Consider the following 14,503-nt stretch of genomic DNA (forward strand, 5'->3'; position numbering starts at 1 on the left):
GATTAAACTTATGAATATTGAACATATCACAAAAAAATTATCTGAAAGTCATGGCTGGCAAGCCAAGTACCGTGAAATTATGCTGCTAGGTAAACAACTTCCAGCGCTTCCTGATGCGCTGAAAGTCGACTCAGCGTTAGTGTCAGGCTGTGATAGTAAGGTTTGGCTCTATCTGGACTTAGATGAAAACGCGCAGCAGCTCGTACTCATTGCCGACTCAGATACGCGTATTGTCAAAGGATTACTTGCAATCATCATTGCAGCGTACGCAAGTAAAACACCAGAGCAAGCAAGTCAGTTTAATGCTTATGAACTGTTTGAGTCGCTTGGATTAATTGCTCACCTAAGCCCATCAAGAGGTAATGGTATACGTGCGATTGTTGAACAGATCCAAGCAAAGGCGGAGTTATTAAAATAAAGTGATATAAGGTGCTCGAACGAGCACACTTATTCGCTGCTTTTGCTTTGTTTATCTAGGTACTTGCGTATTGCTTTGGACGCCGCAAAAAAACCAAAACTCCCGGTTACCATAGTAGCAGAGCCAAACCCGGTCGCGCAGTCCATATTTTTCCCACCTTCAGCTTGTTGCTTTGCCTTGCACACGGTGCCGTCGGTACTTGGGTAAACGAGTTGCTCTGTGGAATACACACAATCCACGCCAAATTTACGTTTTGGATTATCGCTAAAATTATATTGTTTTCTGAGAATATAACGTACTTTTGCCAGCAACGGATCATGGGTTGTCTTTGCCACATCCCCATATTGGATCTGGCTAGGATCGGTTTGACCGCCTGCACCTCCTGTGGTGATCACCGGTATTTTATTACGCTTACAATGTGCGATTAGCGCCGCTTTCTCTTTAACCGCGTCGATACAGTCAATAACATAATCAAAGCCTTGAATGTAGTTTCTAATGTTATCTAACATCAAAAAATCATCGATCAGGGTAACTTCACAATCTGGGTTAATCGCAAGACAGCGATCTCGCATTGCTTCAATCTTTTGCATCCCGATACTTTCGCTATGAGCATGCAACTGGCGGTTAATGTTAGTTATACAAATATCATCCATATCGATAAGCGTAATCTTACCTATACCCGTTCTCACTAATGCTTCTACAGCCCAGCTACCAACGCCACCGATACCAATAACACAAAAGTGTGCTCTACTTAATGCTTCTAACTCGGCGTTACCGTATAACCGACCAATACCGCCAAATCTTAGTTCTCTATTCGAATCCGTCATGTTACCACTCTAATTGACTTGGATTTTGCCAACTTGCAAAGATTTCATGTGCCAATAAATGGCCAAATGCACCCTCACCTTCAGGCACCGCTTGATAACGTTGATGGTTACCTTGCCACTCGAATTCAAGGCAAAATGCATGAAGATACGTTCTATCAGCAGGCTCTCCACTATAGGCTAAATCACCTAAAATTGGCGCACCGATGCTTTTTAGTGCCACGCGAATTTGGTGTGTTTTACCGCTAAACGGTTTAACGATACAAGCGCGTAGGTTGCTCGCAACAGAGCATGAATAAAATCGAGTCACCGCAGGATTTAGCTTAGTTTTAACCAGCTTATAAGTGCCTCTACGCGACTTAGCCATATCGCCTTTTATCCAGCCTTGCTTTTTCTTCGGTTTAGCACTGACTAACGCCAAGTAAAATTTATCTATTTTTCGGGCGGAAAACAGGCTTGTCAACTGCTTTGCAGTCTCGCTAGACTTCGCTAAAAGAATGAGTCCCGATGTAACTTTATCAAGGCGGTGAACCGCAAATAAGGGATAGCCTAATTGCTCCGTCAGTAAGGCAACAAAACCTGCACCGTCCTCACTATGGAAACTCACACCTTGAGGTTTGTATGCAACTACATAGTCTGCCTCGTCTGCAATGAGCTTAAACTTTTCCATTCAGTATCTCTTGAACTCGTGCTAAATCTTCGGGAGTATCGACTCCTGCATGCACCGGCTTAGCCGCTTTAGCGACCTTAATTTTGTATCCATGATACAGCACGCGTAGCTGCTCTAGTGACTCTTGCAACTCTAGCGGTGAAACACTTAGCGATAAATAGGTTTGAATAAAGCCCGCACGATAAGCATATATGCCAACATGACGTCTAAAGTGACTCACTGGAATGTTATTTTTGTCGAGCGTTAACATACTGTCGCGCTGAAACGGAATAGACGCGCGAGAGAAATACAGCGCGTTATCTTGAATATCAGACACCACTTTCACAGCATTCGGATTTAACACCTCTTCTACATCTTCCACATCAACGCACAAAGTCGCCATCGGTGCATCAGAATGATGCAGTAGTGCTGCGACTTGTGCGATGTTATCAGGCTCTAGTAGTGGCTCATCACCTTGTACGTTGACCACCAAGGTTTGTTCGTTCAGCCCCAGTTGTTCAACAACTTCGGCAAGTCGCTCAGTACCAGATTGGTGATCTTCACGCGTCATAAGCACATTATCGGTGAAGCCTTGCGCAGCCTCAAATACCGCACTGTGATCGGTTGCGATATAAACCGCTGCAGCGCCAGATTGAATAGCTTGTTCGTAGACACGCTGGATCATTGGTTTACCGCCGATATCAGCAAGTGGTTTACCAGGCAGCCTGCTTGAAGCATAACGCGCCGGAATAACGACTACGAATTCCACTGCTCAACCTCATCACTGCTCAGCTCGCGTGCTTCGTTTTCCAATAGCACAGGAATATCATCTTTAATTGGATACGCAAGCTTAGCTGCTGTGCTGATCAACTCTTTGTTTTCTTTGTCATATCTTAATTTGCCTTTACATACTGGGCAGGCAATTATTTCTAGTAATTTGGTATCAAAGGCCATGATAAATCTCTTTCTTTTTAAGTAAATTTAATACCGCTTTTTCAAGCGCTGATGTAGGTTTGGCATCTACTTTGAGGTAATACCAATTATCTTTTGCAAATGTGCGACACTTTACCGCATCTTTCTCTGTCATAAAAATAGCGCCGTTATCGATTTGCGAGAAGTCGGACGCTTGATATGGATGATGGTCCGCAAAATGTAGGCTTTCACTCAGAACAATCCCCCTATCTCGTAGCGTATTTTCAAATCGCGCGGGATTGCCGATAGCACAGACTGAAGCACCAGCCATTTCAATATTGGATGCTGGACTATCATCTGTAACACGAAAAAAACCAACCGCCTCAAGCGTATAGGAGTAACTTTCGCACCCACCATTATATACGGCAAGATCGACACTCTGAATACGCTTAGGTAACTCCCTAAGGGGCCCTGCTGGCATCCACAAGCCATTCCCAAAGCGCCGTTCAGCATCAACAATACAGAACTCAATATCTCGCGCCAATTTATAGTGCTGTAGCCCATCGTCGCTGACAATGATGTTTACATCGCTACTATCCAATAATTTCTCGATACTGGCTTGTCTATCAGCACCAACCATCACTGGGCATTTCAACCGCTTGGCGAGTAAACAAGGTTCATCACCGCCCTCTTCCGTTGAGGTCGCTTCAGTGACCAAAAACGGTGTTGAACTGGGTTTCGCACCGTAGCCTCGACTGATCACCCCAACCTTAAAACCAAGCTTTTCAAGAAAAGGCACTAACCAAAGCACAAATGGCGTTTTGCCATTACCGCCCACACTGATGTTACCGACAATAATAACCGGAACAGGCGAGCGATACGCGGGGCAAAAACCGAGTTTATAAAGCCCCTTTCTTATCGAGCTAATAAGTCCAAATAACAGGCTTAACGGAAGTAATAACAACGTCAGTACGCCCGCTTTTTTATACCAACTTTGCTCTATTTTTGATGCCATTTATTGCTCACCAAACTGCATTTTGCAAAGTGCATGATAAACCCCTTCCTGCGCGACTAATTCAGCATGCTTGCCTTGTTCGATGATTTTGCCTTTATCTAGCACATAGATGCAGTCACAACGCTCGATTGTCGATAACCGATGGGCAATCACTATGGTTGTTTTATCAGCCATCAGTTCTTCTAACGCTTGTTGGATCAAACGCTCAGATTCCGTGTCTAGTGCTGATGTGGCTTCATCTAAAATAAGGATAGGTGCATCTTTTACAATAGCACGCGCAATGGCGATACGTTGTCGTTGTCCGCCAGAAAGCATCACGCCATTTTCACCAACAACAGTATTTAGGCCCTCAGGAAGATCTTTAACAAATTCCCAGACGTGGGCTTGTTTTGCTACTTTTTCGAGGGCTTCTTGCGATAAGGGTTGCTTTAACGAGTACATAATATTGTTTGCAATAGTGTCATTAAACAACACCACTTGCTGCGACACGATGGAAAACTGCGCGCGTAGATCCGCAAGCTGGTAATCATTTATGTTCGTGCCGTCTAACTCAATACTGCCCGCTTCAATATCATAGTAACGCGGTAATAGATTAGAAATCGTTGATTTTCCTGAGCCACTTCTGCCAACCAACGCAATACTCTGCCCGGCTTTGATTTCAAGGTTTAATGACTCAATCACCGGATCGTTTTTAGATGGATAAGTAAAGGTTAAGTCTTTGACTTGTAGGTTACCTTGAGCACGAGATAAGGACTGAGTGCCAGTGTCCTTTTCTTTTTCAAGATCAATCACCGCAAACACACTTTTCGCCGCAGAGATACCGCGTTGCAAGTCGCTATTCACATTGGCAAGTTGTTTTAAAGGACGCAGCATCATCATCATAGAGGTGATCAAAGTGACAAAGGTGCCCGATGAAATTTTATCTACCATAGAAGGCATTGCGACAATCGCGAGTATCACCGCCATTGCGCTCGCCGCTATGATTTGGATGATAGACACGCTCAGCGCTTTAGTCGCATCCATTTTTACGCGTTGCTGGCGATTATGATTATTAACTTTAGCAAAGTGAGAGATAGTTTTATCTTGACCACCAAACCCATGAATAACTTTATGACCCGCCATCATTTGCTCAGAGCTTTTCGTCACTTCTCCCATCGCATCTTGAATATTCTTGGAAATTTTCTTAAAACGCTTAGACACCACAGTAACGATCACCGCCACGATTGGTACCACAACTAAGAAGATGAGTGATAGCTGCCAACTTGCATAAAACATCGTAATAAGTAGGAAAAATACAAATGCACCTTCACGGATCAGCACTTGAAGTGCCTTAGTGACGGCTTGCTGTACTTGCTCAGTATCAAAAGTGATTTTTGATATCAATTCACCATTAGAATGTTGATCATGAAATGAAACTGGTAGATACAACATATGTTCAAATAGTTGCTGTCGCAAAGTGCGAACAACCTGAGACCCAACATAAGACAAGCAATACGATGCCATATAGTTAAATATACCGCGACCAATAACTAACGCGATGACAACAAAGGGCGCTAGTTTTAGTACATCGCGATTGCCTGCTGTGAGACCCTCATCGATAAATGGATCCATTAAGGCAACGAACGAAGCGTCCATCGCAGCGTACCCTATCATGCCAATTACTGAAAATACGGCAGCGAGTTTAAAGTCTTTTACATAGCTAAATAATCTAGCGTAAATCTGCTTGTCGGTTGGTTGCATTGCCAGCCTCTACTTTTCTATATGGCATTATTGTAACTTTCAAATCGTTAAAACTGAATGGATTATCTGAGAAACCAGTAATTTTCCACTTCTCGAGCTCGTTCAACTGTGATTTCTTGAGCAAAAATTGAGATCTTTATATGGCCATCTAAGGCGGTATCCAATAGCGTGCTCCCTACTCTTTGGTATCTTTCAATCACGTTCTCATTGGGAATTTTCCAAGGCGAATAAAAGGCACGAGAAAATATCGCAATATCCGGGTCAACTGCTTGAATAAACTGCTCGCTTGAAGAGCTGCCACTACCATGGTGTGGAACCAGTAAAATGTCGGCTTTGAGTGCTTCTTTTTCTAGAGTAAGTAACTTAGCTTCAATGACTTTCTCAATATCTCCTGGTAATAAAAGCGTAAACTGCCCATCAGAGATACGAACCACACAAGAGTTATTGTTGTCATTGTTCGACATTTCTTGAGGCCAGATCACAGATACCTCTAGTCCTTGAAATTGATGCATTCCTAGCACACAACTATCAGCAGCACTTGCTGGGTGAAAACGCTGTAACGACTTCCCGCCATCAAAAGCAATGAGGTCGTCAACGCCACCATTATGGTCACCATCGTTATGACTAATGATGGTATCTTGCAGCGTAATTCGATTATTTAAAAGATAGGGTTTGATCACAAACTCGAACATCGAAAAATAACCAAAATACTTAGCCCCCACATCATAGAGCAGCCCTTTGTTATCACGAGAAACTAACACTGCCGTTCCGTGACCTACATCAAAGATATCGATTTGCCATAGCGGAGAAGCTCGAAATTGATACTGAACGAGGAAAAGTAAGACAGGTAATAAACCGAGATAATCTCTGAATAAAAACAGCAGCACAGCACTTAAGTAGCTGGTTATGAGAAACACGGACGAAACGCTGGGTATATCTACCCAAGTTAGCGGAGCGCTCTGCAACAACTCAAAAAGAACCACTAAACCATTATCAACTAAGTGAAGTGGAAGTTGCCAACCAATAGCGTGCAACGCAGTAACATGAAGCAGTAGTAGCGGAAATACAACCACAGAAATCAACGGGATCACAATGATGTTCGCAACCAGTGAGATAATACTCGCACCGGAAAAGAAATATAGGTTAAGTGGCAACAGGCAGATAAATAACGCAAGCTGCAACTTAATTAACGCAAGCAGTTTTGCACCTATACCTCGACCAACTTTTGTCACTAACGTTACGATGATAGCAACCGCAAAAAAGGAATAATATAAACCAGGATTAAGTAGCGAAAACGGGTCTACCGCCAAGACGATTGTCAACGCAACCGTTAACACTTGAAGCGCTTTAAGTCGCACAGCAAAGAGGTAACATGCAACCCATACCATTGCCATGATCACAGCTCGTGTCGCCGATACACTGTAGACGCAGAGAATGACGTATCCAAAACACAATAATAACGCAAAAACTAAACACCACTGATGCAAGTTGGCTGCCTGGGAGATTATTACCGGGATACAATACAGCACGACTTTTATCAGCAAAAACGCGATGGCAAATACCATCCCGATATGAAGCCCTGAAATCGCTAACAAATGGCTCAAACCTAGACTTCTAAATTGTGTTTTGTTTTCAAAGTCGACTTTGCTTGTATCGCCGGTTAACAAAATATAATACAGCCAAGCATAACTGAGCCCGTTTAGCTTTTTATCTATGAATAAGCGGTAGTTATTTCGCCACGTAGTGTCCTTCACTACCAAATTGATTGTTTTGATGCTGCCCTTAAAATACATGTGCTTTCTAAACGCATGCAATTCAGCGTTAAAAAGTCCGATATTAACTCGGCTACGATAACGCTTAAGTTTTACCGTAAACTCAATGTGGTCACCAACTGTCAATATAGGCGTTGACGCGTCACGATAAAGCTTTGCATTTACCGTCCGCCAACGCGCAAACTGATAATCGTCAACTTGTTCAAGTTTTACCTTTAACGCTTCACCTATCACAGAATTATCAACCTCAAGAACTTTACCCGAAGCAGTAACAAGCTGCGATTGCCACATTTCTGGTATTTTTAGCTGATAAAAAACAAAGTAATGGCTAAGAACAATGGAAATCCCTAAAATAAACCCTGCCAATATAGGACAAAAAAGCTTAGAATAGCGGCCCATGAAGTAGAGGAATATGCTTATTGCGGCTAATCGCCAATTGTCGAGAAGAAATACCGCACTGAAGCAACCCAGCATTATTCCAAAACATATCAGAATCCAAGTAGATGGCAGCTGCAAATGGCGAAAAAAACGATTCAACGCTTTTTACCTGATCATAATAAAATCAAACAACAGAAATCATTAAAAATCTTTGGTAAGTTATTGCATGATGCCAATCTCTGGCATTTGAACCGGCGCTCAGCGCGCGGTGCATTTTCGGTGGGGTTATTTTTCGCATTCATCCCTGTTCCTTTTCAAATGGTGCTGGCAGCAGCACTCGCGATTCCATTTCGCGTTAACTTGCCTTTGTCTATTGCACTCGTGTGGATCACTAACCCACTCACAATGCCGCCTATATTTTATTGCTCATACTTAGTCGGTGTATTTGCTCTTGGCCAAGAACAACAACCATTCCATTTTGAAGCGAGTTGGGAATGGCTTGCACAAAGTTTAACAACGATTGGGCCAGCATTTATCGTCGGCTCTTTGATCTGCGCAACACTTGCCGCCATTGTCGGCTTTTTCGGTATCGATTACCTGTGGCGACGCTCAGTAAACAAAGCGTGGCAAAGTCGCGGCCAAGACTAGTACCAGTATAGTTAAGATTTTTATCGGTTGAATTAAATATCGAATTGAATTTTTTCAGACACAAAAAAAAGCCCTTAAGGGCTTTTTTTTGTGTCTAAATTTGTACTTTAGATTTTACGACGTCTTCTCAGCGCCACTAGTGGTAACGCAAGTAAGCTAAGCCAAGACCAGCTTGCAGATTGGCGCTCATACGTCTCCGCTTCAGGTGGTGTACAGCTTTCTGGTTCACCCGAAATTGGCGTAAGTAAAACTGGCAAACTCACCGATTCATACTCTATCTCACCTTTACTGTCCTTTTCAATTCCACCCAAGGTATTGCGTCGTTCAACTGTTTTAGTCGCGACAGCGTAAATCTTGTTATCATCGGTGATTTTTACAGCTTCTGCGATAGTGTAAGGGAAAGAATCGCTCTTACAAGGAAGAAGTGAGTTTATATTAACTAGTTTTTCTGCACCAATTTCATATAAAAACGCCTCGCGACGGCGGTTAGAGCCACTCTTTTCGATAACACCTTGACCTACAACAAACCCGTTATTATTGATGTCGTTTACCGCAGTTGCTGAGCTCTCAAAGTATGCAGGCATCTCTTTAAATTCTGATGTTATTGTATCAAAATAAAAGCCAGTTGAGTCATATTCTCTTGAACCATTCGATGACCGACCAAACACACCAACAATAATCCCATTATCATTTACATCAACTGCTTGGCTATACTCGATAAAGCTCTCAACTTCTTTGATGCGCTTGATTTCACCATCTTTATAATAAACAGCCTGTCCATATGGCAATAAATCATTATTACTTTGACGACGCGCTCGGGACTCACCAACCGTTAAGCCGTTCGCATTAGTTGCCACAGCCAAACTTGAATAAGCAATTTCACTGTCTTCATCTGGCGTGAATCCCAAACCAAGATCAGTGGTGCTAGTTAGATTAAAGTCATTGTCAAACTTCCATTGATACGCTCTTGTGTGGAAAGGAGTGGAGATACTTTGTACACACACCTCAACCGGTTCATCTTTACCATCACAATTGTCTTCAATATTTTCTTTTGCACGTTGCGATAACGACGTCGAGCTTTGTCCCACAACAATATAGCCGCCATCTGCAGTTTGTTTGATATCAGTGGCAATAGAAAGACCGCCGTATTCTGTAAAGGCTGGCTCTAACTTAATTTTCTCTCCTGCTGGTGTAACTAAAATACCTTTATTGCGCCAATCACGCACAAAGTAGGTTTCTTTTTCCGTTTCACCATCAGGAGTAAATGTGATCTTTTTGTAAGGCGCAGATCCCCAACCAACGATTGTGCCGTCTTCTGCGATGCTCGTTAGGTAGCTACTCACAGATCGAGTCAATCCCTCGTAGTCAGGGGATGATTCGTCAAACACCACGAACTCTTCTGCACTACTGTTATCATAGGTCAACACAATGCCACTAATAACATGTTGATGCTGTATAAAACCATTTCTATTCTCACTGCTCAAGTACGACAGCATAAAAGCATGCGCTTGGGCATTTGTATTAGCAGCATTGCTATTTTGAATATCATCTAATGTAAAAGTAATTTCTTCGTCGATCAGCTCATACTGCTTTTTAGTGTTATCGTAAAAGTTTTTAAATGTCGAATCATCAAAGTCGATATACGACACATCAATTTTTACACCAAACAGATTGGACGCATAGCCAATCACTTCACCCGCTTCATTGGCATCCGACACGTAGCTATATTTGCTATTATCATGTCTTGGTAATTCAGTTAACTGATAGGTGGCAGCGTTCGCCTGTTGTGAAAGGGCTACGGCGACACTCGCGGCTAAAAGTTTAAATTTCATTTTAATCCTTACTGCTGATTCTGTAATGCTTCTAGTTCTTCCCAGCGTTCAAACGCGGCTTCCAGCTTCGACTCTAGCTCAGTCAAATGGTTCAATGCCTTATGGGTCGTTTCTTGATCTTGTTTAAAGAAGTCTGGATCGCTGACCAGTGCTTGTTGTTTGTTCACTGCCTCTTCAAGTTCCTCTACTTTACTGGGCAACGACTCTAATTCAAGTTTTAATTTGTAACTCAGTTTATTTGAACGAGCAGGCGCAGCTGCTTTTTTAATCTCGGCTTGTTGCTGTTTTTCTTGATGAACCTTTTGCGCTTCTTTCTTTTGCTGCTCACGTCTTTGTTGATACAGCTCAAAGTCACTATAACCGCCAACAATTTCTGTCACCAAGCCTTCGCCTTCGAACGCCCAAACACTGCCACAGGTATTATCGATAAACTCACGATCGTGGCTAACGACCAGCACCGTACCTTGATATTGATTTAAGATTTCTTCAAGTAGCTCAAGCGTCTCAATATCCAAGTCATTGGTCGGTTCGTCCAGCACAATAATATTTGAAGGCTTAAGGAAAAGCTTTGCAAGCAATAAACGGTTTTTTTCACCGCCTGATAACGCCTTTACAGGGGTTCGGGCTCGCGCAGGCGGAAATAAAAAGTCTTGCAGATAGCCAAGCACATGACGCGAGCGACCGCCCATCATTACTTCTTGCTTGCCTTCTGCGACATTATCCTGCACGGTTGCTTCTTCATCCAATTTTTCTCGGTATTGGTCGAAGTACGCAACTTCTAGGTTCACACCTTGTTTTACACTACCCGCATCAGGTTTAATATCACCAAAAAGCATTTTTAATAGCGTGGTTTTACCAGCTCCGTTAGGACCGACCAAGCCAATACGGTCGCCACGCATCACCAGCGTTGAAAAGTCCTTCACAATGCATTTTTCTTGAAATGCTTTGTCTAAATGTTTCGCTTCAAAGACCAGCTTACCGGAACGATCCGCCGTCTCGATGTTAAAGTCTGTCTTACCTTGCTGCTCGATGCGTTGCTTGCGCTCAACACGGAGCGCTTTTAGTGCTCGCACACGCCCTTCGTTACGGGTTCGACGGGCCTTGATCCCCTGCCTTATCCAGGTTTCTTCTTCGGCAAGCTTTTTATCAAACAAGGCATTCTGTTGCTCTTCCACTTTTAAATCATGGGCTTTTTGTTCTAGATATTGCGCATAGTCCCCTGGGTATGAAACCAACTTGCCACGGTCTAAATCTAAAATTCGAGTCGCCATTGCGCGAATAAAGGCACGATCGTGAGAGATAAACACGATCCCTCCTTTAAACTCTTTCAGGAATTGCTCAAGCCAGATAACACTTTGCATATCAAGGTGGTTAGTCGGCTCGTCGAGTAATAACAAGTCTGGATCGCTCACCAACGCTTTGGCCAGCGCGACTTTGCGTAGCCAGCCACCGGAGAGCTCTTCTAGGCGCATATTCGCATCTAATTGCAACTGGCTAAGCACTTGCTTGATCCTTGACTCAAAACGCCATGCATCTTCGCTTTCCAATCGCTGAGTCAGGCGCTCAAGCGAGGTCATCAATTTATCTGACTGGCTGGTTTGTAGTTTTTCACTGACTTCATGAAATTCAATGAGTAGCTCAGCAACATCAGGTAAACCGTTCGCAACATAATCAAAAACCGACCCATTTGCACCCTTTGGTGGGTCTTGTTCTAGCCTTGAAACCTTTAATCCACCAACACGGTTGATTTCACCATCATCAAGTTGAACTTGATCATCAAGTACTTTCAGTAACGTTGATTTACCGGCTCCATTTCGGCCCACAATACAAACGCGCTCACCTGATTCAATAACGGCATCAGCTTGGTCAAGTATTGGGTGTGAGCCAAAAGCCAGTTGGGCTTTAGCAATTCGAATGAGATCCATATTAGTCTATAAATTCTTGTAGTTGTTGTTGAGTAAAAGGCCAGCCAAGTTCCTGACCTGTCTCGCCTTTTTTAATCACTGGAATTCTATATTGATATTCCGTCATCGTCTCTTCACTATCAACGATATCGACTAGTTCAATTTCGGCCTCAGGCAAAAATTGAATTAACATCGCCAATGCTTCTTCACAAAGATGACAACCATCGGTGTGGAATAAGGTACATTTAATCATGACGGATCAACCAGCTGTTGTGAATTTGCTTGTTACGTTTAAAATCCAAAGACAAGGTTTGTGATGAGTATTCCTCAGCGGTTAGGCCAAGTGCAGCAAGTCCCATTTCATCGATTTTAAATCCGCGTTTGTTATTAGAAAACAGCAGTACACCGTTCGGTGCTAATATCTTCTTTACCCAACCAAATAGTTTTAAATGATCTCTTTGTACGTCAAATGCGTCAGACATACGTTTAGAGTTAGAGAATGTTGGTGGGTCTAAGAATATCAAGTCATATTGACCAACGGCTCTTTCAAGCCATTTTAAGCAATCCGCTTGCTCAAATCTGAAACGTGGGTTCTTCAAACCATTTAGCTCAAAGTTTTCTTCAGCCCACTTTAAATAGGTCTTTGACATATCTACTGTGGTAACAGACTTAGCGCCGCCAACTGCAGCGTGCACAGAAGCACTACCTGTGTATGCAAATAGATTCAACACACGTTTATCTTTCGAATGTTGCTGAATAAACTTGCGGGCTAAACGGTGGTCAAGGAATAGACCCGTATCAAGATAATCAAATAGGTTAACCTTAAACTTAGCACCGTACTCTTCTACTACCTCAGTGCGGTTTTGCTTGTCCAGGGCTTTGTATTGTTCTTGACCTTTTTGGCGCTTTCTTACTTTTACCGCGATGTTTAACGGGTCGATATTCAACTGCTCGGCGGTAAGTGTGATCACGTCTTGCAAACGTTTTTGCGCAACGCTATCGTCAATTTCTTTTGGCGCTTTGTATTCAAAGATGACTGCGTTATCGTTATATACATCAACTGCAACATTGTATTCAGGGATATCCGCGTCATAAACACGATACGCGTTAATGTCTTCTTTTTTCAGCCAAGATTTTAAGCCTTGCAGGTTTTTCTTCAAACGGTTGCCAAACGCAGTCGAGCCTTCAAAATTAAGCCCGCTGCTCTGTTTATTTTGCTGCACCTGCATTTCATTCATTTCATACAAGTTAAGCAGCACGTCGAGCGGACCATTTTTGAATTTATAAGACTTTTTACGCGCTAGTTTTAGCACTTTTAATAGACTTTCTTCACTCGCGAGTAACGCCAAATTCCAGTCTTTATAGTGCTTTTTAAAGGCGATACCCATATTGCGATATAGCGTAATAATTTCAGCCATACCACCTAGACGTTCACCATAAGGCAAGTTGCTCAGCACAGTGCCGGGACGTTTAGCTGCAAGGCTAAGCTGATTGGCATCTTCAAACTTAAACTTAATATGTGACTCAACGCCTGCGCGCTTGGCATTGCGCTCGGCAATTGACAGCACACGCTCATCGATATCACTACCGATCAGCCATAAGCTCTTTTGCTCTGGTTGTACCTTTAATTGTGCTTTAAGCTCAGTGAACTTACTTTCACGAAAACTCGGCAGGCGTTTAAAGGCAAAGTCTTTATTAAGGTTAGTAGGTAAGCCAAGTGCCATAGAAGCTGCTTCAATCAATAACGTGCCAGAGCCACAGCAGGGGTCAAAAAGCGGCTTATTAGTATCTTCAAGCCAGCCGCTACGTTTAACCAACGCTGCAGCTAAATGCTCACGAATTGGCGCTTTACCTTGTTTGTCACGATAACCTCTATCAGATAAGCGAGGTCCCGAGAAATCGATATATAGCGCACAGACTTGCTTAGATAATTTCGCTATGATGCGAATATCTGGTGTCTGTTTGTCAACATCTGGACGTTGTTCAAACAGGTCATTGAAGTAGTCAACGATCCCATCCTTAACAACCAGACCAGAGAATTGCGTATTTTTTAGTGCATTATTCGTACCATTAAACTCTACTGCAAAGGTCTGCTTTGGACTAAACCAATCTTGCCATGCCTGAAAACGAACAAACTTGTAGAGAGAATCTTTGTCATTCACTTCTGGTTTGTCATCGATAAGCAACATCACGCGCGTTGCAAATCGTGTCATCATACAGAACTTTTGTACGTCTAGATTAGCACCTGTGAACTTAACTGAACCAACGGTTTGCTTATTTATTTCAAAACCAAACTCGGTTAATTCTTCAACCAGTAACTGCTCTACACCAATAGATGTCAATGCGATAAATTGCAATTTGAATACCCTTAAATTTCAACTGGGCGCAGTATAACACACAAGTTATCGTTA

Annotated in this window: 13 protein-coding genes; 2 read left to right on the forward strand and 11 right to left on the reverse strand. The window is 42.8% G+C overall.

All coding sequences use genetic code 11. The features are described from left to right. Positions 1–10: 10 nt before the first annotated feature. Positions 11–418, forward strand: a complete 408-nt coding sequence (locus tag L1D50_RS07410; RefSeq protein ID WP_128728237.1) for a SufE family protein — start codon at positions 11–13, stop codon at positions 416–418. 29 nt (positions 419–447) lie between these two features. Here L1D50_RS07410 and tcdA read toward each other — a convergent pair whose 3' ends face one another. The 7 genes from tcdA to L1D50_RS07445 all read right to left on the reverse strand — a co-directional run bounded on the left by tcdA (position 448) and on the right by L1D50_RS07445 (position 7,867). Continuing rightward, positions 448–1,245: a tRNA cyclic N6-threonylcarbamoyladenosine(37) synthase TcdA gene (gene tcdA, locus L1D50_RS07415; RefSeq protein WP_128728238.1), complete on the reverse strand. Its 798-nt coding sequence runs from the start codon at positions 1,243–1,245 to the stop codon at positions 448–450. Position 1,246: 1 nt separating this feature from the next. Beyond that, positions 1,247–1,912 (reverse strand): TIGR01621 family pseudouridine synthase, encoded by a 666-nt coding sequence (locus L1D50_RS07420; protein WP_128728239.1) that lies wholly within the window; start codon positions 1,910–1,912, stop codon positions 1,247–1,249. Beyond that, positions 1,899–2,660 carry a 3-deoxy-manno-octulosonate cytidylyltransferase gene (kdsB, locus tag L1D50_RS07425; RefSeq protein WP_128728240.1) on the reverse strand — a complete coding sequence of 254 codons (762 nt, stop codon included), beginning with the start codon at positions 2,658–2,660 and terminating at the stop codon, positions 1,899–1,901. The genes L1D50_RS07420 and kdsB overlap by 14 nt, the downstream gene beginning before the upstream one ends. Beyond that, positions 2,648–2,845, reverse strand: coding sequence for a Trm112 family protein (locus tag L1D50_RS07430; protein ID WP_010371492.1), 198 nt, complete (start codon positions 2,843–2,845; stop codon positions 2,648–2,650). The genes kdsB and L1D50_RS07430 overlap by 13 nt, the downstream gene beginning before the upstream one ends. Beyond that, the gene (lpxK, locus tag L1D50_RS07435; protein ID WP_128728241.1) at positions 2,835–3,818 is read right to left on the reverse strand and encodes a tetraacyldisaccharide 4'-kinase; all 984 of its coding nucleotides are present in this window, start codon (positions 3,816–3,818) and stop codon (positions 2,835–2,837) included. Before lpxK ends, L1D50_RS07430 begins: the two co-directional genes overlap by 11 nt. Then, complete coding sequence (msbA, locus tag L1D50_RS07440) at positions 3,819–5,558, reverse strand: lipid A export permease/ATP-binding protein MsbA (RefSeq protein ID WP_128728242.1); 1,740 nt, start codon at positions 5,556–5,558, stop codon at positions 3,819–3,821. It abuts the gene before it with no gap. Between the two features lie 62 nt (positions 5,559–5,620). Beyond that, positions 5,621–7,867, reverse strand: coding sequence for a DNA internalization-related competence protein ComEC/Rec2 (locus tag L1D50_RS07445; protein ID WP_345773970.1), 2,247 nt, complete (start codon positions 7,865–7,867; stop codon positions 5,621–5,623). Between L1D50_RS07445 and L1D50_RS07450 the strand changes: the two genes are divergently transcribed. Then, the gene (locus L1D50_RS07450; RefSeq protein ID WP_138523862.1) at positions 7,847–8,356 is read left to right on the forward strand and encodes a DUF2062 domain-containing protein; all 510 of its coding nucleotides are present in this window, start codon (positions 7,847–7,849) and stop codon (positions 8,354–8,356) included. The genes L1D50_RS07445 and L1D50_RS07450 overlap by 21 nt on opposite strands. 107 nt (positions 8,357–8,463) lie before the next feature. Here the strand turns inward: L1D50_RS07450 and L1D50_RS07455 are convergent, their stop codons facing one another. Genes L1D50_RS07455 through rlmKL form a run of 4 tightly spaced genes read right to left on the reverse strand, consistent with a single transcriptional unit; the run spans position 8,464 to position 14,449 of the window. Continuing rightward, positions 8,464–10,188: a DUF3466 family protein gene (locus L1D50_RS07455; RefSeq protein WP_239965803.1), complete on the reverse strand. Its 1,725-nt coding sequence runs from the start codon at positions 10,186–10,188 to the stop codon at positions 8,464–8,466. An 8-nt stretch (positions 10,189–10,196) separates the two neighbouring features. Then, positions 10,197–12,113 (reverse strand): ABC transporter ATP-binding protein, encoded by a 1,917-nt coding sequence (locus tag L1D50_RS07460; RefSeq protein ID WP_128728246.1) that lies wholly within the window; start codon positions 12,111–12,113, stop codon positions 10,197–10,199. A 1-nt stretch (position 12,114) separates the two neighbouring features. Continuing rightward, positions 12,115–12,345, reverse strand: coding sequence for a glutaredoxin family protein (locus L1D50_RS07465; protein ID WP_045989052.1), 231 nt, complete (start codon positions 12,343–12,345; stop codon positions 12,115–12,117). Then, on the reverse strand, positions 12,338–14,449 hold the full coding sequence (gene rlmKL / locus L1D50_RS07470) for a bifunctional 23S rRNA (guanine(2069)-N(7))-methyltransferase RlmK/23S rRNA (guanine(2445)-N(2))-methyltransferase RlmL (RefSeq protein ID WP_239965804.1): 2,112 nt from the start codon (positions 14,447–14,449) through the stop codon (positions 12,338–12,340). Before rlmKL ends, L1D50_RS07465 begins: the two co-directional genes overlap by 8 nt. Positions 14,450–14,503 lie beyond the last annotated feature (54 nt).

The sequence above is a fragment of the Pseudoalteromonas sp. Isolate6 genome (assembly GCF_022398435.1).
Classification (GTDB): domain Bacteria; phylum Pseudomonadota; class Gammaproteobacteria; order Enterobacterales; family Alteromonadaceae; genus Pseudoalteromonas; species Pseudoalteromonas galatheae.